The organism is Anoxybacillus sp. ST70 (assembly GCF_019553625.1).
GTDB classification, from domain to species: Bacteria; Bacillota; Bacilli; order Bacillales; family Anoxybacillaceae; genus Anoxybacillus; species Anoxybacillus gonensis.
The window spans coordinates 1-17345 of sequence record NZ_JAHZOF010000004.1 but is presented as its reverse complement, the minus strand read 5'-3'; the positions used below and the strand labels follow the sequence as shown (position 1 = coordinate 17345).

17 protein-coding genes and 1 pseudogene are annotated in these 17345 nt (G+C 41.2%); 7 read left to right on the top strand and 11 right to left on the bottom strand.

Annotated elements, in window-relative coordinates; translation table 11 throughout:
* The first annotated feature begins 47 nt into the window (after nucleotides 1–47).
* The 5 genes from K1I43_RS07085 (at nucleotide 48) to K1I43_RS07065 (ending at nucleotide 5365) form a co-directional block, all read left to right on the top strand.
* A complete protein-coding gene (locus tag K1I43_RS07085) occupies nucleotides 48–311 on the top strand; it encodes a metal-sensitive transcriptional regulator (protein WP_003397198.1) in 264 nt (87 codons plus the stop codon).
* A gap of 194 nt (nucleotides 312–505) precedes the next feature.
* The gene (locus K1I43_RS07080) at nucleotides 506–1327 is read left to right on the top strand and encodes an AAA family ATPase (RefSeq protein WP_238148449.1); all 822 of its coding nucleotides are present in this window, start codon (nucleotides 506–508) and stop codon (nucleotides 1325–1327) included.
* Between the two features lie 10 nt (nucleotides 1328–1337).
* A complete protein-coding gene (locus K1I43_RS07075; RefSeq protein WP_026011445.1) occupies nucleotides 1338–3242 on the top strand; it encodes a vWA domain-containing protein in 1905 nt (634 codons plus the stop codon).
* A 300-nt stretch (nucleotides 3243–3542) separates the two neighbouring features.
* Nucleotides 3543–4976, top strand: a complete 1434-nt coding sequence (locus K1I43_RS07070; RefSeq protein WP_009361231.1) for an alanine/glycine:cation symporter family protein — start codon at nucleotides 3543–3545, stop codon at nucleotides 4974–4976.
* A gap of 194 nt (nucleotides 4977–5170) precedes the next feature.
* On the top strand, nucleotides 5171–5365 hold the full coding sequence (locus tag K1I43_RS07065; RefSeq protein ID WP_019416617.1) for a hypothetical protein: 195 nt from the start codon (nucleotides 5171–5173) through the stop codon (nucleotides 5363–5365).
* Nucleotides 5366–5586: 221 nt separating this feature from the next.
* Here the strand turns inward: K1I43_RS07065 and K1I43_RS07060 are convergent, their stop codons facing one another.
* The 3 genes from K1I43_RS07060 to chrA form a co-directional block, all read right to left on the bottom strand.
* The gene (locus K1I43_RS07060; RefSeq protein ID WP_019416616.1) at nucleotides 5587–6009 is read right to left on the bottom strand and encodes a ferritin-like domain-containing protein; all 423 of its coding nucleotides are present in this window, start codon (nucleotides 6007–6009) and stop codon (nucleotides 5587–5589) included.
* A gap of 84 nt (nucleotides 6010–6093) precedes the next feature.
* Entirely contained in the window at nucleotides 6094–7266 is a 1173-nt protein-coding gene (locus tag K1I43_RS07055; protein WP_019416615.1) for a DNA polymerase IV, read from the bottom strand.
* 13 nt (nucleotides 7267–7279) lie between these two features.
* Nucleotides 7280–8449, bottom strand: a complete 1170-nt coding sequence (gene chrA, locus K1I43_RS07050; RefSeq protein ID WP_019416614.1) for a chromate efflux transporter — start codon at nucleotides 8447–8449, stop codon at nucleotides 7280–7282.
* A gap of 177 nt (nucleotides 8450–8626) precedes the next feature.
* Here chrA and K1I43_RS07045 point away from each other — a divergent pair, with 177 nt between their 5' ends.
* Nucleotides 8627–10711 (top strand): DNA topoisomerase III, encoded by a 2085-nt coding sequence (locus K1I43_RS07045; RefSeq protein WP_019416613.1) that lies wholly within the window; start codon nucleotides 8627–8629, stop codon nucleotides 10709–10711.
* A 23-nt stretch (nucleotides 10712–10734) separates the two neighbouring features.
* Here the strand turns inward: K1I43_RS07045 and merA are convergent, their stop codons facing one another.
* Nucleotides 10735–12351 carry a mercury(II) reductase gene (merA, locus tag K1I43_RS07040; RefSeq protein ID WP_019416612.1) on the bottom strand — a complete coding sequence of 539 codons (1617 nt, stop codon included), beginning with the start codon at nucleotides 12349–12351 and terminating at the stop codon, nucleotides 10735–10737.
* A pseudogene (gene merR / locus K1I43_RS07035) lies at nucleotides 12348–12756 on the bottom strand (Hg(II)-responsive transcriptional regulator). Before merR ends, merA begins: the two are co-directional and overlap by 4 nt.
* A gap of 163 nt (nucleotides 12757–12919) precedes the next feature.
* Between merR and K1I43_RS07030 the strand changes: the two are divergent.
* On the top strand, nucleotides 12920–13297 hold the full coding sequence (locus K1I43_RS07030) for a VOC family protein (RefSeq protein ID WP_019416611.1): 378 nt from the start codon (nucleotides 12920–12922) through the stop codon (nucleotides 13295–13297).
* Nucleotides 13298–13343: 46 nt separating this feature from the next.
* On the opposite strand, the gene K1I43_RS07025 is transcribed toward K1I43_RS07030, so the two are convergent.
* From K1I43_RS07025 to K1I43_RS07005, 6 genes are all read right to left on the bottom strand, one after another.
* Nucleotides 13344–14219 carry a GNAT family N-acetyltransferase gene (locus K1I43_RS07025; RefSeq protein ID WP_019416610.1) on the bottom strand — a complete coding sequence of 292 codons (876 nt, stop codon included), beginning with the start codon at nucleotides 14217–14219 and terminating at the stop codon, nucleotides 13344–13346.
* A gap of 226 nt (nucleotides 14220–14445) precedes the next feature.
* Nucleotides 14446–15252, bottom strand: a complete 807-nt coding sequence (locus tag K1I43_RS07020) for an ABC transporter ATP-binding protein (RefSeq protein WP_019416609.1) — start codon at nucleotides 15250–15252, stop codon at nucleotides 14446–14448.
* Between the two features lie 69 nt (nucleotides 15253–15321).
* Nucleotides 15322–16179, bottom strand: a complete 858-nt coding sequence (locus tag K1I43_RS07015) for an oxidoreductase (protein ID WP_026011478.1) — start codon at nucleotides 16177–16179, stop codon at nucleotides 15322–15324.
* A 123-nt stretch (nucleotides 16180–16302) separates the two neighbouring features.
* Nucleotides 16303–16626 (bottom strand): EamA family transporter, encoded by a 324-nt coding sequence (locus K1I43_RS15660; RefSeq protein ID WP_238148408.1) that lies wholly within the window; start codon nucleotides 16624–16626, stop codon nucleotides 16303–16305.
* Nucleotides 16547–16765 (bottom strand): hypothetical protein, encoded by a 219-nt coding sequence (locus tag K1I43_RS15655; protein WP_238148451.1) that lies wholly within the window; start codon nucleotides 16763–16765, stop codon nucleotides 16547–16549. Before K1I43_RS15655 ends, K1I43_RS15660 begins: the two co-directional genes overlap by 80 nt.
* Before the next feature lie 104 nt (nucleotides 16766–16869).
* Nucleotides 16870–17345, bottom strand: a 476-nt coding sequence (locus K1I43_RS07005; RefSeq protein ID WP_220382627.1) for an RNA-guided endonuclease TnpB family protein, incomplete at its 5' end; no start/stop codon positions are given.

The following is a 17345-nucleotide window of genomic DNA, read 5'->3' as shown; positions in this document are numbered from 1 at the left end:
ATTTAATATACTGATAAGGGTATATAAGAAAAAGGAGCTTGATAAACATGACATACGATAACCAAGTAAAAAACCGATTAAAACGCATTGAAGGACAAGTTCGCGGTGTGCTGAAAATGATGGATGAGCAAAAAGATTGTAAAGAAGTGGTTGCTCAATTATCCGCTATTCGCAGTGCCGTCGATCGTGCCATTGCAGTGGTTGTGAGTGCTAATTTGGAGCGTTGCATTCGCAAAGATATCGAAACAGGATCATTAGAAAGTGAAAAACTGATTCAAGAAGCGGTTGAGCTACTCGTCAAAAGTCGATAATGCCGAGTGGCTCCTTTTTTATTGTTTGTTAACATAATATAATTATGTTAAACATTTTGTTCGTTTGTACAAATGAGTACATTTTTTGTACAATACGTACGTATGAAAACATAGAAAGGGTTGACATCATGATGTATACACAATCATTTTCACTTCCTGAAACGATTCAGACGATGATAGAAGAAAGAAGAGAGATGTTTAAACATGACATCCCCGAACGAATTGAGGCTACTGCATACACACCAGCTCATGAGTCCATTTTATACGACGCAATTATCGCTTTAGCGTTAGGGAAAAATGTGTTATTAAAAGGCCCAACAGGTTCGGGAAAGACAAAATTAGCAGAAACATTATCAGCTTTTTTTGGACAGCCTATGCATAGTATTAACTGTTCAATTGATTTAGATGCCGAGGCGATGCTCGGATTTAAAACGATTCAACAAATAAACGGACAAGCATCGATCGAATTTATACCGGGACCGGTCATTCAAGCGATGACAAAAGGGCATTTATTATATATTGATGAAATTAATATGGCTAAGCCAGAGACGCTTCCTATTTTAAACGGGGTGCTCGATTATCGAAAAACGATTACAAATCCGTTTACTGCTGAAGTCGTAAAGGCAAAACCGACATTTGGTGTCATTGCAGCCATTAATGAAGGATATGTTGGGACAGTTCCGTTAAATGAAGCGTTAAAAAACCGTTTCGTTGTCATTGATGTACCGTACGTTCAAGGGGAGGCGTTAAAAAGTATTTTGAAACAACAAACAAAGCTAACAAATGAAACGTTATTAGATCGTTTTGTGACATTGTCAGCTGATTTAATTGTTCAAGTGAAGCAAGGATATGTATCAGAAGAAGCGGCTTCCATTCGGGCATTAATCGATGCTTGTGATTTAGCGGTGTACATTCCGCCACAACGAGCGATTGAGAGGGCGATCGTTGAAAAATTAGAAGATGATCGTGAAAAAGCTGCGGTGCGTAACTTAGCAGAAACGTTGTTTGATGAATGAGGGTGGCTGAATGAATCGTTTTATTATGTTTAATGATAAAAAAGTCGATTCTTTTTTGTTTATGGAATTATCGGATTTAGTAAAAGCATTAACAAAAGATGAGCAAATGGAGCTCGAATTTGGCTATCAGTCGTACCTTGATCGACAACATAAAAAAGTAGTTGTTAGTCATTTTTGGGATAACCGACCAAAAGAGCAGTACGTATATGGATTAAAAAGCGATGTATTTTTGCGCACGATCGGAAATTTTTATCATACAAGCGATGAACATATTATTTCCTTTCTTAATCAAGTGAAATCCTATTCTATTCGGAATTTTGCTAAACAACTATTTATGTTGCTTGAAGATCTTCGTTTAGAAGATGTATGTCGACATGTCCGGCCTGGAACGAAAAAATCGTTTATCATTCGAAAACAGGTGTATCGTCATTATTTTCAAACGCAATGGAACGTTAATATGGTAAAAAGCATTCATACAGATGCACTGTTTAACTTTTTATATTTATTATTAACGGCGGAACAGCCGGTGCAAGACGTTTCTCTTCCTGAACCACTGCGATCCGCTCTTCCGTTTGTTGAGCGTGAAATTCGAAATGTATATGATGCAAAATCGACCGCTCATATTTCACATATTGTGCTTACAGTTGTCGATGTGTTAGATGAATTGTTAGATGCGGATATGTTAAACACATATTTTCATCTCCCAGAGTACATTTACATTGATCAACAGGAAGATAGGGAAGATATTCGCCGCAAAGATCCGTTGAAAAATCATGATGTGCTCGATGAAAAATCGAAAGACGAAGAGATTTTTCAAGAAGTGATGCATACATGGCATCGCGAAACAAGCGATATGACAAATAGTTTTTTGCAATTTGATCTAGAGCAGGGATCGCAAACAGATTTGCTTGGCGAAGGAGTTCGTCAAGGGGAAGCGGGAGATCAAGCGCTTGGGATTGTGCATGGTTCATCACAAAAAACGACGCATAATGATTATACGCATTTAGAACAACAAGAATATCACCAAGGTCTTTTTGGACGTTCGGAGTACGAATACGGAAAAGAAAATCGTTATGCGAAACCAATATTTGTGGATGCTTCGCCACCAACTGTACAACAAATAAGACAGTATGAACGTGATCGAGAGGTCATTGGGCCGTATCAAAAAAAGTTGACGCAAACCATTGAAAAAGTACTCGAGCATAAAAAAATACATCCGCGTACAGATTTACATGCCGGACGTTTAAATAAAAAGCTATTACGCTTTTTTATCGAGGATCATCCACGTTTATTTTATAAAAAGCATGAAACATCTCCTTTGTTAGATGCTGTTTTTGTGCTCCTTGTCGATTGTTCTGCATCGATGTATGACAAAATGGAAGAAACGAAAAGAGGGATTGTTTTATTTCATGAATCTCTCCGAGCGCTTCACGTTCCACATAAAATTGTTGGGTTTTGGGAGGATACAAACGAAGCGACATCGTCTTATCAACCAAATTATTTTCAAACAGTTATTGATTTTGATGCGTCTTTGAAAAAGGGACGCGGAGCAGAAATTATGCAGCTAGAACCTCAGGAAGATAATCGAGATGGTTTAGCGATTCGGTTAATGACAGAAGAATTGCAAAAAAGAAACGAAAAACAAAAATTTTTACTCGTCTTTTCGGATGGGGAACCAGCAGCGTTTGGATACGATCAAAACGGTATTGTAGATACACACGAAGCGGTTGTAGAAGCGAGAAAATTAGGAATTGAAGTAGTCAATGTGTTTTTAGCAAACGGAATGATTACCGAAAGCCAACAAAAAACGATTGAAAATATATATGGACAGTATCATGTCATTGTCCCAAATGTAGAGCAGTTACCGACATTTTTAGCCCCTTTACTAAAAAAATTATTGTTATACAAATTGTAAAAACACCCATCATCTTGGGTGTTTTTATGTTAATTCAAAAAATTTTTTCGTTAACAAAAATTTTTTTGAAAAAAGATTGTGTTTGAATAGTATGCGAGAAAATAAAAAAATTGTTATTAAGATTGTTTTAAAATAGTATACAAGAATAATTTATTTTCAATTTTGTTCCTTTAACGCTGTAAATTGTATATGTTTTTCTAATTTTTACTATTGACGCATAATTTTAATTTTCAGATAATACTATTACAAGATTAATAATCTTACTAATTATCTTAATTATTTATTTTAAGGAGGAAGTGTATGGAGCTCATTAATCAAGTAGTCGGATTTTTAAACAACATTCTCTGGTCTTATGTCATTATCGGCTTATTGCTCGGTCTCGGTTTGTATTTCACGATCGGGACGAAATTTGCGCAAATTCGTTTAATCGGAGAAATGTTCCGGGTCTTAAAAGAAAAATCTCCTGAAGGAAAAGGAAAACAAGAAATTTCTTCACTTCAAGCGTTCTTCATTGGTGCTGCGACACGTATCGGAACGGGTAACGTTGCTGGGGTTGCGATGGCACTAGCCATTGGAGGTCCAGGAGCGGTGTTTTGGATGTGGCTCGTTGCGATTTTAGGTGGAGCGAGCGCATTTGTTGAAAGTACATTGGCGCAAATCTTTAAAGTAAAAAGCGATGTTGGCTTTAAAGGCGGCCCAGGATATTATATGGAAAAACAATTGGGCGCACGTTGGATGAGCACAATTTTTGCTTTCACAATTATCGCAAGTTTTGGATTAACGTTTAACGCCGTACAAAGTAATACCATTGCAACAGCGTTTAAAAATTCATTTAGCATGAACCCTTATGTAACCGCTTTCCTTTTAGCGGCATTAACAGCAGTCATTATTTTTGGTGGAGTTACACGCATTGCTCGTTTCTCTGAAATTATTGTTCCGATTATGGCGTTTTTCTACATTGGATTAGCATTGTATGTAATGGTAACAAACATTACTGAAATTCCAGCAGTTATTGCTTTAATTTTCAAAAGTGCTTTTGGTTTAGAACAAGTTGTAGGCGGTGGCATGGGTGCTGCAATTATGATGGGGGTAAAACGCGGATTGTTCTCCAATGAAGCTGGTATGGGTAGTGCACCAAACGCTGCAGCAACAGCAACAGTTTCGCATCCAGCGAAACAAGGTTTTATTCAAGCACTAGGGGTATTTTTCGACACATTACTTGTATGTAGTGCTACAGCATTTATCATTTTATTATCAGATACGTATAAAACAGGCGAGCTTGTTGGTATTGAATTAACACAAGCAGCGCTTTCTGAGCACTTCGGTTCTTGGGCAGGTATTTTCTTATCAGCAGCTATTTTCATGTTCGCTTTCAGCTCGATCATCGGAAGCTATTACTACGGGGAAGCAAACATTGAATTTATTAGTAAAGGAAAAACAGCTTTATTCGTTTATCGTGTCCTAGCAATCGGAATGGTTATTTTCGGAGCGCTTGCTAGTTTACAAATTGTTTGGGATTTAGCTGACTTAGCAATGGCGCTTATGGCATTAACAAACTTAGTAGCAATCGGTTTACTTGGTCGTATTGCGTTCAAAGCACTTGATGATTATATGGCGAAACGTAAACGCGGAGAAGATCCTGTATTTTATGCTGATGATATTGAAGGGCTAAAAGGTGTTGAATGTTGGCCAACGCGCAAAGAAGAGCATGTGAAAAAAGCTGTAGGTAAATAAGTTTGAGTTCAAACGAAATGAAAATGGACAAGTCTAAGGGTGTTTCCTTAGGCTTGTTTTTATTTACACAATCTATTGTAAAAGTTTACAATGTTGTAACAGTTTCAATCTTTTTTGTAATACAGGTTTGCATTATAATAATAATCGGAATGAATGTTTCAAGATATACAAAGAAAAAAGAAGGGAGGATTTATATGAAACAGTATATTTTCAATTTTAGTACACATCATCAACAACCAGTTGTATGGGAAGAAGCAATTACTGCTCGCGGAATGATGGATGCGTGTATCAAAGCGAAAAAGCTATGTCGCGAGTATGAACGAGAAAAACAAATCCCAATCCGTATTCAATACAAAGGTGTTCGCTATTGCAATGAGGATATTGCTTAAAATAAGAAAGGACGGATTATGAGGTGTATGCATTTTATTGTAAAACGTAGCTGCTATAGCATATTTTGTTTACTAAAGCGGCTACGTTTTTATTTTTCTTTTCTGTCTCAAAAATAAAAGTTTACTTTTTATTTGAGATTAATTTTATACAACTTCCTATAATTTATGTTATGTAAACTAAAAACAAACGTGAAAAAAGAGGCAGTTTTTGTTCTGCCCTCTCATGATTTTTCTTTCAAAAAATAGTATAAAAACCAGATGGCGTGGTTTTGTTCATCAGCCGCCGCCCGGCGAAATGTTTCTTTTATGAACGGGATCGTTATATAGTCCGCAATTTCTAAATAAAAATCGACCGTTTGTTGCTCGTCTTGCAAAGCAATTTCTAGCCCACGCTTGAAATCATCCGGACATTTTTCGCTCATTTTCGGTTGAGGCCGCTTCCCAGTCAGACTAAAATAAATATGCTCAAATTGTTGAAAATGTTTGATTTCATCTTGTCGAATTTCAAGAATTTGTTTTCGCATGTTTTCTTTTTCTGCCAAGTGAGCTAATTGGGCATAACAATGAATTGCGCTATACTCTCCGTTAATGGCTTTTTCAAGGTCTTTCATAAACCTTGTATCGCTGTATACATAACCATTCATGATGAAAGTCCCCCTATTTTTCTCATTTTATCTTATGAGCCATTAACGGATAGGTGCATAGCCATTAAATATTTTTTTAATGCTCTATTTCTCACATTCGGCGCCTCGTTGAATAACAGAAGTGCCGAATTTTTTTTGAAGTTGTTCGATTGTTTTCCATAGCGCTTCGTTTTTCGCCTCTTCTTCATAATGGAACAAATCGAGCTGTTTGACGGCTTTTTTGCGATCGAAGACGTCTAGAGCGGTAATGCCGAGTAAACGGATAGGCTCTCCGTTCCAATGTTTTTGCAATAAATACGCCGCATAGCGAAATATATCCTCCGCTTCTTGAAAAGGATTGTCCCACGTTTTGCTACGGGTGATTGTTTGGAAGTTGTGGTAGCGAATCGTCAACTGAACGGTCGTCGATACAACTTTATTCTGTTTCATTCGTTTGCTGACAGAATCAGCTAATTGGTGAAGGACATCCAAAAGAACCTTCTTCCCTGCTACATCGTACGGAAGGGTGGTTGAGTTGCCAATTGATTTACGCTTCTCCCCTTCTTCTGGGTCGACAGGGCGATGATCTATACCATTTGCCCATTCTTTTAAACGAGAGCCATAAATTCCGAGAGTTTGTTGCAGCGTTGTTTCGTCGGCTTTTGCTAAATCACCAATCGTTACGACCCCCAGCGCATTCAACTTTTTGGCGGTTTTTTTGCCCACTCCATGCATATTTTCTACCGCTAACGGCCACAGTACATTCGGAACATCACGTTTGCGCAAAATAGTTATGCCGAGCGGCTTTTTCATTTCGCTTGCCATTTTCGCTAAAAATTTGTTCGGTGCAATACCGATACTGACAGGGATTTGAGCTGTTTCAAGTAAATCACGTTGAATGTTTTCAGCTAATATAAGTGGATGTACAGATAGCGCCATTTCCGTAACATCTAAATAGCCTTCATCGATAGAAGCTCGCTCAAGTATCGGAGAAACGCACTGTAAACGCTCAAACATTTGTTGGCTTATTGCACGGTAAAGAGAAAAATTCGGTTTCCGCACAACAAGCGATGGGCATCTTTTTTTTGCTTCCCATAGCGGCATCGTCGTATAAATACCAAGTTGCTTCGCGAGGTAATTCGCTGCTAGCACAATCCCCCTTCGCTCTTTCGGGTCGCCTGCAACGACGACAGGTTTCTCTTTTAGCGACGGATCGCGTGCCATTTCGCAACTAGCAAAAAACGAATTGCAGTCGATATGAAAAATAATGCGTCTCATGTCTATCCCCCTTCTAACTAAACGCTCCAATCATAGCGGAAATAATAACGACAACCAAAGGCGGGCATTTCAAAATGGCTAATAAACAAAACGCCGCTAATGCAAGACAAAAATCAGCAGGGGTTTGGATTGCTTTTGTCCATACTGGATGATACAGCGCCGCAAGCAAAAGGCCGACTACGGCTGCGTGAATGCCATGAAAAGCTGCTTGAAAACGTGAATGTTGACGAATCCATTCCCAGAAAGGAAGCGTACCGATGACTAATAGAAAAGGCGGAAGAAAAATAGCAATCGTTGCGACTATTGCCCCCTTCCATCCAAAACTCGCCATCCCTACATACGTAGCGAACGTAAACAATGGTCCAGGCACTGCCTGCGCCATTCCATATCCCGCTAAAAATTGGTTGTCTGTTACCCAACCTTTAGGTACTACTTCCGACTGTAACAAAGGAAGTACTACATGCCCTCCCCCAAAAACAAGCGCTCCAGCTCGATAAAAACTGTCAAAAAGGGCGATAAACGGAGAACTTGTCAACCGAGCCACAATCGGAAGCAGCCCGAGCAACATAAAAAATATAAACAAAACGCCCGCTGTTTTTCGTGGAAAAGTTGGAACAGACAGAACGGCTGTCCGCGAATGATGGCGGTATAAAAAACTTCCTATCATCCCGGCGACAATAATGATAGCAACTTGTCCTCCAGCGTTTGGTATCCAAAAAGACAAAATAGCCGAAGCAACAGCAATTGTCGCACGCGAACGATCGGGGGTAAACACCTTCGCCATTCCCCATACGGCATGAGCAACCACCGCTACCGCTACTACAAGTAACCCATGCAACCAATCGATAGGAACCTCTGCTGAAAAATAAGCCAACAGCAAAAGGATCAAGGCCGATGGCAACGTAAATCCCAACCATGCAGCAATGGCCCCAAGCATCCCTGCTCGCAAAAATCCAATGCCAATTCCGACTTGACTGCTTGCCGGTCCAGGAAGCAGCTGACACAACGCAACTAAATCAGCATACGTTTTCTCATCAATCCACTGTTTCCGTTTCACATATTCTTCGCGGAAATACCCTAAGTGAGCGACAGGTCCCCCAAACGAAACCAATCCTAACCGAGCTGCTGTTTTCCACACTTCCCAAAGTTTTTGCACGTACTTTGTACGGTTTTCTGAATGCAAAATGACTGCCCCCTTGAGTTTTATATTTAGTTAATTTGTTGTCAATTGTTCAATTCATCCCGTTTCCCCCATTTTACTTTACCACAGCCCTTTTTTTCTTTTGAAGTGTCAAGTATGCAAACCTCCCCTTCTTCCGCTATACTGAACAAGTAGTCTTGTGATCAGGAGGAAAATATGATGAAATCACTTGTTCTGGCCGAAAAGCCGAGCGTGGCTCGGGAAATTGCCCGCGTGCTTGGTTGTCGGGAGCAACATAAACATTACTTTGAAGGATCGAAATATATTGTCACATGGGCGCTTGGGCATTTAATCGAATTAAAAATGCCCGAGCATTATGATCCAACATATAAAACGTGGCGGTTAGAAGATTTGCCGATTATCCCAGAAAAAATGGGACTGAACGTCATTCGGCAAACGAGCCATCAGTTTCGGGCAATCGAAACCTTAGCAAAACGTCCAGATATTAAAAACTGCATCATCGCCACCGACGCTGGACGAGAAGGCGAACTTGTCGCACGATGGATTTTGCAAAAAATCCGTTGGAAAAAACCGCTGTTGCGCCTGTGGATCTCGTCTCAAACCGATCAAGCCATTCGCGAAGGGTTTCAACATTTAAAACCAGGAAAACAGTTTGAACGTTTATATGAATCTGCTGTGTGCCGGGCAGAAGCAGATTGGTTGATTGGGTTAAATGTGACGAGAGCGTTAACGACCAAATATAACGAACCTCTTTCCGCAGGCCGTGTTCAAACACCGACGCTTGCGATGATGATTGAGCGAGAAAAAGAAATTCAGTCATTTAAACTAGCACCATATTGGACGATTCGTGCCAACGTCGGGTCTGTTGTTGCTTTTTGGGAGCGTAACGGAGAAAAACGAATGTTTTCGAAAGAACTGGCGGAACAGCTATATGAAAAACTAAAAAACAAACAAGCGACGGTTATTTCTGTCGAACGAACAACAAAAAAAGAGCCACAGCCGCTTCCTTACGATTTAACCGAATTACAACGAGAAGCAAATAAACGGTTTGGCTTTTCGGCCAAAAAAACGTTAAGCGTATTACAACGGTTATATGAGCACTATAAGCTCGTCACGTATCCGCGCACCGATTCGCGCTATTTAACGACCGATATGGAACGTACGATGCTTGAACGTCTAGAGGGAATGAAATCCGGATACGTAGACGAAGTTGCTCCGCTTTTGAAAAATAAAGGGAAGGTAGTGGCTAGGCGGGTATTTCATAACGAAAAGGTAACGGATCATCATGCGATTATCCCGACAGAAGAACGGTTGGACATCGGCAAACTTTCCGCTGATGAACGAAAACTATATGACTTAATTGCGCGTCGCTTTTTAGCACTCTTCTATCCAGCATGCGACTACGAAACCATTCATGTTGTTTTTGATATCGACGGCGAAGCGTTTGTCGCGCGCGAAACGCGAGTAGTAAACGCAGGGTTTCGGCGCGTTCTAGAAAAGCAAGAAGAGAAAGGAACTTTCCCTACTTTTATGAAAGGACAACTGGTTTCTGTCATATTAGAGAAAAAAGAAGCGCTAACAGAGCCCCCTTTTCGCTATTCTGAAGCCGACCTTTTGTCACAAATGGAAAAATACGGACTAGGTACGCCAGCGACGCGCGCGGAAATTATTGAACGCCTCGTTGAAACGGAAACGGTCGAGCGAAAAAACGGACGGTTTTATCCGACACCAAAAGGGAAACAATTGATTGAACTTGTCAATGAGGAATTAAAATCGCCGCAGCTGACTGCGCGTTGGGAAAAAGAATTAGAAGCAATTGCTCGTGGAAACGGTGATCCAAAAACGTTCCTTCAACACATCCGCCAGCAAACGGAGCGGTTAGTGGCGGAAATAAAACAAAGCGATCGAACGTATCGTGCTCATAATTTAACTGGCTCGATGTGTCCAGAGTGCGGATCGTTTTTAAAAGAACGAGCGACAAAAGAAGGTCGCATGCTCGTATGCTCGAATATGACATGTCGCTTCCGGAAGAGAAAAGATCCAAAGCTTTCAAACCGGCGCTGTCCACAGTGCAAAAAACGAATGGAAATTCACGAAGGACAAGCTGGTGTCTACTTTCAATGTCGCCCTTGCAATGTCATTGAAAAAGCCAATGAGCAGAAAAAAGCAAAACTTGGCCAAAAAGAACGGGCGTTATTGAAAAAATATAGTGCCGAAAACGACTCATTTGGCACAAGTTTAGGTGATTTGTTAAAGCAAGCGTTAAATAAGAAAGAAAACTAGAGCCGCTTCCACATGGAAGTGGCTCATCCCGCACAACAAGATAACTTTCCGACATCTTGGTCAAACGTTAATGCTGCGAGCTTTAGTCCTTCTGCCATCGTTAAATACGGAGCGAGCGTTTCACGGAGGTCGTTTATCGTTAAGCCAAATTTTATGGCGAGCGTCGCTGCATAAATGATTTCCCCCGCATGTTCTGCGACAACATGAGATCCAAGTAATTTCCCTGTTTTTGCATCGGCGACTAATTTAAAGACACCGACTGTCTCGTGATTGACAATGGCTCTCGGGACAGCTTCTAAAGGCAAAACAGATGTTTTTACTTCGTATCCTTTTTCTTTTGCTTGCTGTTCTGTTAGTCCAACGGTTGCGACTGCGGGAGAACTAAACGTAACCGCTGGGATTGTTTCAAGCTGAATTTTTTTCTGTTGTCCGCCAACGGCATTCGCTGCAGCGATCGCTCCTTCGTATGCGGCGACATAGACAAATTGTGGACCAAGGGTGACATCGCCTGCCGCATAAATGCGCGGATTCGTTGTTTGTAAATAGTCATTAACAATAATTTCACCACGCGAACTTGTTGTTACCCCAGCCGCTTCTAAACGCAACGCTGCCGTATTCGGTGTTCTCCCAGTAGCAATGAGCAACTCCTCCGCTTCAATCACCTGTTTTTTTCCATCGATTTCTACATATATTTCTTTCACGTTTCCGTCTTGTTCAATGCGTTCAAAGGCTACTCCTGTGAGGAGGCGGACGCCTTGAGTGGTGAGCGCTTTTGTTATCGCTTCTGAAATTTCTTGGTCGTATGTTTTTAATAGCCGAGGGCTTCGTTGCATCAATGTGACGTCAGAACCGAGATGATGAAACAGTTGCCCGAGTTCGATGCCAATATAACCAGAACCGATGACCGCTAATCGTTTAGGTACTTCCTTTCGTTCGAGTAGCGTCGTACTTGTGACGTACTCAACATCCGCAAGCCCAGGAATATTAGGAATTGCCGGAGCAGCGCCTGTGGCAATGAGGAAGCGGTTGGCTGATAATTTTTTCCCGTTGACTTCTACTGTCGTTTCGTCTAAAAATACCGCTTCTCCTTGAATAAGCGTAAATCCATATTCGTCGATGAGATCGATATATTTCGCTTGGCGTAGGTTTTGTACTAATTCATTTTTTTGCTCGATTAGTGCAGATAAATCGACCGTTCCGGCAGATGTATGCAGCCCAAGAAACGGATGATTTTTTGCTAAGTAGTTTATTTCTCCTGCCAGGAGCAATGTTTTCGAAGGTACACAGCCGATATTCACGCATGTTCCTCCTATCGTTCCCCGTTCAATCATGGCGATTTTCGCCCCGTATTTTCTTGCTTCAATTGCCGACGCAAAAGCGGCAGCACCAGAGCCGATGATGATGTAGTCATATGCTTCTCTTGTTGCTTCGATTTCCTCCGCTTCTGTCGGCTCATAACCAGCCGCCGTTATGGCTTGTTTTGCCATTTCAACGTTGGCATGAGGAAGTTCAAATACCGCTTCTCCACGGTGAAAACTAACATCAATAGATGTTGCGTCGAGTTGTTCAAGAATCGAGGTAATATGTTTTTCACAGCTTGGGCAAGTCATTCCTTCAATGCGCATCATATATCTTTTCATGTTGAAAATTCCTCCTCAATTAACGTTTCAATCATCGGGCACTCGTATAACGCTTTTTCATCTGGACACCGCTTTTTTAAGTCTTGGAGCATACATACGACTCGCTGTAAGTCTTTGATTTGCTTTTGCACTTCTTCCACTTTTTTTTGATACAAATTCATACATATTTGCGCGTCGTTCCTTATCTTGATCGACAATGCCGAGCAACTGGTGAATTTCCGTTAGCGAAAACCCGAGTTGTTGCAGACGTTTAATAAATTGGATGCGCTTTGCGTCTGCATCGGAATATAAACGATACCCCGCTTCTGTTCTTGTAGGTAGTGGGAGTAGCTGCCGCTTTTCATAATAGCAGATCGTTTCCTTATTCACGCCACATCGTTTTGCTAGCTCACTAATCCGATACATTGAATCACCTCCAATTCAAGTATAAACCTTGTACTAAGGTACATAGTCAAGCTAGTAAAAAAATTCTACTATTGACAACGAATTGTGAATTGACGATAATTAAACATAAGAACATATATTCGTATATGTTGTTTTATCATTATAGAGGGGTTGTGATGAATTTATGGATCAAAAAGTTGTGACATGCCTTATGTTTTCAGGGCAGGCAGAAGAAGCGATTCGTTTTTATACGTCCGTTTTTTCTCCAGCGGAAATCGAACAGATCGTGCATCAAGAAAACGGCATGGTGCTTCATTCGACGTTTCGATTAAAAGGGCAACGGTTGATGGCGATTGATAATCACGTCGAACAGCACGAGTTTACTCCTGCGATGTCGCTATGTGTCACGTGTGATACGGAAGAAGAAATTGACCGTGCTTTTGAACAACTATCCCAATCCGGAAAAGTGCTCATGCCGCTAGGCGCCTATCCATTTAGCAAAAAATTTGCATGGGTGGAAGACCGATACGGTGTATCATGGCAACTGTCTCTCGGAAATTAGTAGCTAGACGAAAATAAGCTGTTGGCACAAGCTCAACAGCTTATTTTTATCTCATCCGCTTTTGCATCCATACTTGTTTGATAATTGGTTGAAAGCCGATTTCTTTTAAAAGGGAATAAGTGGCTGACGAATGGGCAATCGGAACGTTCGGTACTACTTTTACGACCTTGTCTGGATGAGCGCTGGAAATTTTTGTAAGTAAAACCCGAAGGATATGTTCTGTATCGTTTCTTTCTGGATCCGCTTCGCATTGATATAAAACCGTTTTTTCATGTTTGCCTGTTGCGTCAAAAACACGTCGATAATATGCATAGCCGATGTTGCATCCACGTTCATCTTTTACAAGAAGTGCCTCTCCATCTTTGGCACTTTGCCATTGCGTTTGCCACGGGTGTCGCCCCTTATAAAACGGAAGGAGGCTTATTTGTTGTGGGACGGTCGTTTCTACTTGAAAGGTTGCGTCATCTAGGAAGTGTGGCACCGCTTCTTGAGATTGTAAATACTCCAGTTCATCCACGATTTCATAGCCGAATTTTTGGTATAGTGCAATGGCTCGCTCATTTTCGCTAATCGCTTCCAATGTTGCAAGTTCAACGCCTGCTTCTTGGTAAATGTTAAGCGTCGCTTCCATTAGCGCCTTTCCAATCCCCGTTTTTCGAAACGCAGGCGCTACTCCTGTACCGCCGTTCCAAGCCATTGAAGTTCCTTTACATTCACGAACGCCGTTTAGCACAATCCCAACTGGCTCATTATGGTAAAAAGCAATAATGGACAACGTAGGAGAAAGCCCTTCTCCTACTAATCGATGCAAAAAGCTTTCTATCGTCAGCTGAATCGGAAAATAATACCCTTCAAATCCAGCATTCCAAGCACGCACCGCTTCTTCTAACGTACATTCTGATAGTCGTTTTATTTGTAACATATTCCCTCCGTCATGCCCTAATGTTTTTTTTAGACATCGCTTCTTTTTTTGGACTTACGCAAAAAAGCGAAAAAACGCCACGGAAATCGGATGCAAGCTCACTGTCGCAATTTTTTCTGCCACAAATGCCCCTCCCTAAATCGTCGTCAAAAATAGAAGAAAATAAGTTTTTATAGAAGTGAAGTTTTCCTCCTTTTCTCATTCATTTTATGCCTTTCTTCATCCTTTATTTTCCTATTCGTTGAAGTGTAGGGCTGTTTTTAATCGATACCCACGGGCGATTATGTTCCCAACGGACGTGCACATCTATTTGAAACGTTTCTGACAAATAATCGTCGGTGAGTATTTTTTCTTTTTGTCCGGATGCTATGATTTTTCTATCTTTTAACAATAATACATGAGTCATTTCTTCGATGATTTCTTCAATATAATGTGTGACATATAACACGTGGCATACTTTTTTCACGATAACGTCTTTAATGAGTGCTAAAAGTTCTTCGCGTGTTAACATATCTAGTCCTACGGTTGGTTCATCCAATATGAGTAACTTTGGCTTTGCCATTAGTGCTCGAGCAATCAGTACTTTTCTTTTTTCTCCTTGCGATAAGGTGCGATACGTTTTTCCTTTTAAGTAACCGATTCGAAACACATTCATCCATTGTTCGGCTTGGTGCAAGTCTTCGACTGTGACAGGCTCATACAGCCCAATCGAAGCAAATTTTCCGCTAACAATTACCTCTTCCACCGTTTCCGATTCTAATGTAGGTTGAAATCGCTCAAACGCGCTGCTTACAAACCCGATATGTTTGCGAAGTTCTGGTAAATTTGTTTTTCCAAATCGGTGCCCTAGTACGGAAACTTCTCCTTTTGATGGGTATTCATAGCCTAATAAAATATTAAGTAGCGACGTTTTTCCTGAACCATTTAACCCGAGAATGACCCATTGTTCGCTTTCTTGCACTTTCCAATGCAGACGATCTAAAATGACGCGGCCTTCTCTAATCAAAGAAACGTTTTTCATCTCAACAATCATTCCTCTTCCCCCTTCTTTACAAAACTCGCGGTTAAATGCCTAATGATAAAGATTTTAATAAAGTGGTACTTATTTTTGTTTAAACGATTTCATGACAATCCATTCCCACCACTTCCACGGCAACCAGTTTTTCAGCCTTAACGTCAATGTGACCCCTCTCCCTACAGGGTAACGCAAACGAGGAGTCGGCGATTGGACGACTTTGATTATTTGCCTAATGACTTCATCAGGAGGTGGTGCTGTTTTGGCTACTCGATTCACGTATTGCATAATGATTTTCATTTCTTTTTCATATGGCGAACCTGAACGGACGGACACTCCTTGCAGTCCTTTCGACCAAATGTTTGTTTTGAATGATCCAGGCTCAATTAAGACGACATATACTCCGTATGGCAACATCTCTAAACGAAGCGATTCGCTAAATCCTTCGACAGCGAATTTCGAGGCGACATATGGACCCATCGCCGGAAAACCGACTCGCCCGCTAATGCTGCTAATGTTAATAATCTTACCGCTCCGTTGCGTTCGCATAATTGGCAAAACAGCTTTTGTGACGGCAACTAACCCAAAAAAGTTCGTCGCAAACTGGCGCTCCCACTCTTCAAGTGTAAGTTCCTCGACAAAACCGCCAACGGCAAACCCTGCGTTGTTAACTAATACATCGATCCGCCCATAGCGATTGATTACATCGTTCACGACCGATTCCACCGCGGCGAAATCGGTGACATCGAGAGATATGACTTCTATCCGATCGTACACGCCAGCTTCGCGCGCCACTGTCGCAAGCATTTCTTTATTTTGCATGTTTCGCATCGAAGCAATGACTCGATATCCTTCGCGCGCAAGTGCAACGCTTACGAGTAGCCCAAACCCGCTCGAGGCTCCTGTCACTAGCGCCACCGACGGGGAGTTTACATTTTGATTCACAACACTCCTCCTCGCTACGATAAAGACATATGTATTGAAATTAGATAACGATAGGTAATATTCCTGCCATTTTAAAAAATCAACCCCCATCACGCACTGATGGAGGTCGATTTTTTCTTTGGTTTAAGTTCTTTTGTTGTGAACAAGCATAGCTCCACTCAACACAATCAGTCCCCCGATCATTTGGATAGACGATATGCTTTCATGTAAAAATACCATCGATAGAAGAAACGTCACGATCGGTTCGATCATACTTAAAATCGCTGCTTTTGTCGGACCGATGATATTCATTCCCGCAAAAAACGTCAGCATTGCCAAAACGCTTGAAATGAACGATGTTCCGATAATTGGAAGCCATCCTTTTGCGTCAAATTGAAAATGTAATGTTCCCGAACCAATTCCAAAAACAAAAAAAAGACAAAGCGTCAAAGAGTGCGATGTAGGCACTCGCTGTAATAGGTGGAACGTGTGCGGTCACTTGATTTCCAACGATAATGTAGATTGAGTAAACAATCGCTGCTCCAACGGCTAACGCAATATCGAGCGGCTGAATTTTTCCTTCTGGTGCCCCTAATACAAGCAACATACCTAAAAAAGAAATGAGAATCGCGATGATGATGTGCTTTGTTAGCTTTTCTTGATTATTGAACCTCTCATGGCTGAAGCCACGAGATTCCTGCGCTGTCCCTTCTAACGAAGGGAGAATGAGCAGGCTAGCCCCGCAGTTCCTGCGGTTAGAAGCCGAATGGCTTCGTTTTTTAAATTCATACTTGCGTTCACATCTCGATCGTGATGTGTGCCACATGAAGGGCATTCCCATTCACGAAGGTGAAGATGCTTCACGTCTTTGTTTTTGTATCCACAATGAGAACACAATTGGCTAGATGGAAAATTTTTCGCCACTACCACCACTTGTTTGCCGTACCATGTCGCTTTATACATGAGCATGTTTGTAAATGTTGACCATGATACGTCGGCAATGGCTTTGGCTAGGTTATGATTTTTCATCATGTTTGCCACTTGCAAATCTTCGACTCCAATGATGTCGTGGTTTTTGACAATCTCGGTCGAGAGTTTATGCAAGTAGTCATTTCGGGAATTTGTCATTTTCTCGTGTAGGCGTGCGACCTTGATTCGTTGTTTATGCCAATTCGAACTTCCTATTT

Coding starts and splice junctions, on each gene's coding strand:
- K1I43_RS07085 (WP_003397198.1), top strand. CDS start 48: ATGACATACGATAACCAAGTAAAAAACCGATTAAAACGCATTGAAGGA.
- K1I43_RS07080 (WP_238148449.1), top strand. CDS start 506: ATGTTTAAACATGACATCCCCGAACGAATTGAGGCTACTGCATACACA.
- K1I43_RS07075 (WP_026011445.1), top strand. CDS start 1,338: ATGAATCGTTTTATTATGTTTAATGATAAAAAAGTCGATTCTTTTTTG.
- K1I43_RS07070 (WP_009361231.1), top strand. CDS start 3,543: ATGGAGCTCATTAATCAAGTAGTCGGATTTTTAAACAACATTCTCTGG.
- K1I43_RS07065 (WP_019416617.1), top strand. CDS start 5,171: ATGAAACAGTATATTTTCAATTTTAGTACACATCATCAACAACCAGTT.
- K1I43_RS07060 (WP_019416616.1), bottom strand. CDS start 6,009: ATGAATGGTTATGTATACAGCGATACAAGGTTTATGAAAGACCTTGAA.
- K1I43_RS07055 (WP_019416615.1), bottom strand. CDS start 7,266: ATGAGACGCATTATTTTTCATATCGACTGCAATTCGTTTTTTGCTAGT.
- K1I43_RS07045 (WP_019416613.1), top strand. CDS start 8,627: ATGAAATCACTTGTTCTGGCCGAAAAGCCGAGCGTGGCTCGGGAAATT.
- merA (WP_019416612.1), bottom strand. CDS start 12,351: ATGAAAAGATATATGATGCGCATTGAAGGAATGACTTGCCCAAGCTGT.
- K1I43_RS07030 (WP_019416611.1), top strand. CDS start 12,920: ATGGATCAAAAAGTTGTGACATGCCTTATGTTTTCAGGGCAGGCAGAA.
- K1I43_RS07025 (WP_019416610.1), bottom strand. CDS start 14,219: ATGTTACAAATAAAACGACTATCAGAATGTACGTTAGAAGAAGCGGTG.
- K1I43_RS07020 (WP_019416609.1), bottom strand. CDS start 15,252: ATGATTGTTGAGATGAAAAACGTTTCTTTGATTAGAGAAGGCCGCGTC.
- K1I43_RS15655 (WP_238148451.1), bottom strand. CDS start 16,765: ATGTTGCTTGTATTAGGGGCACCAGAAGGAAAAATTCAGCCGCTCGAT.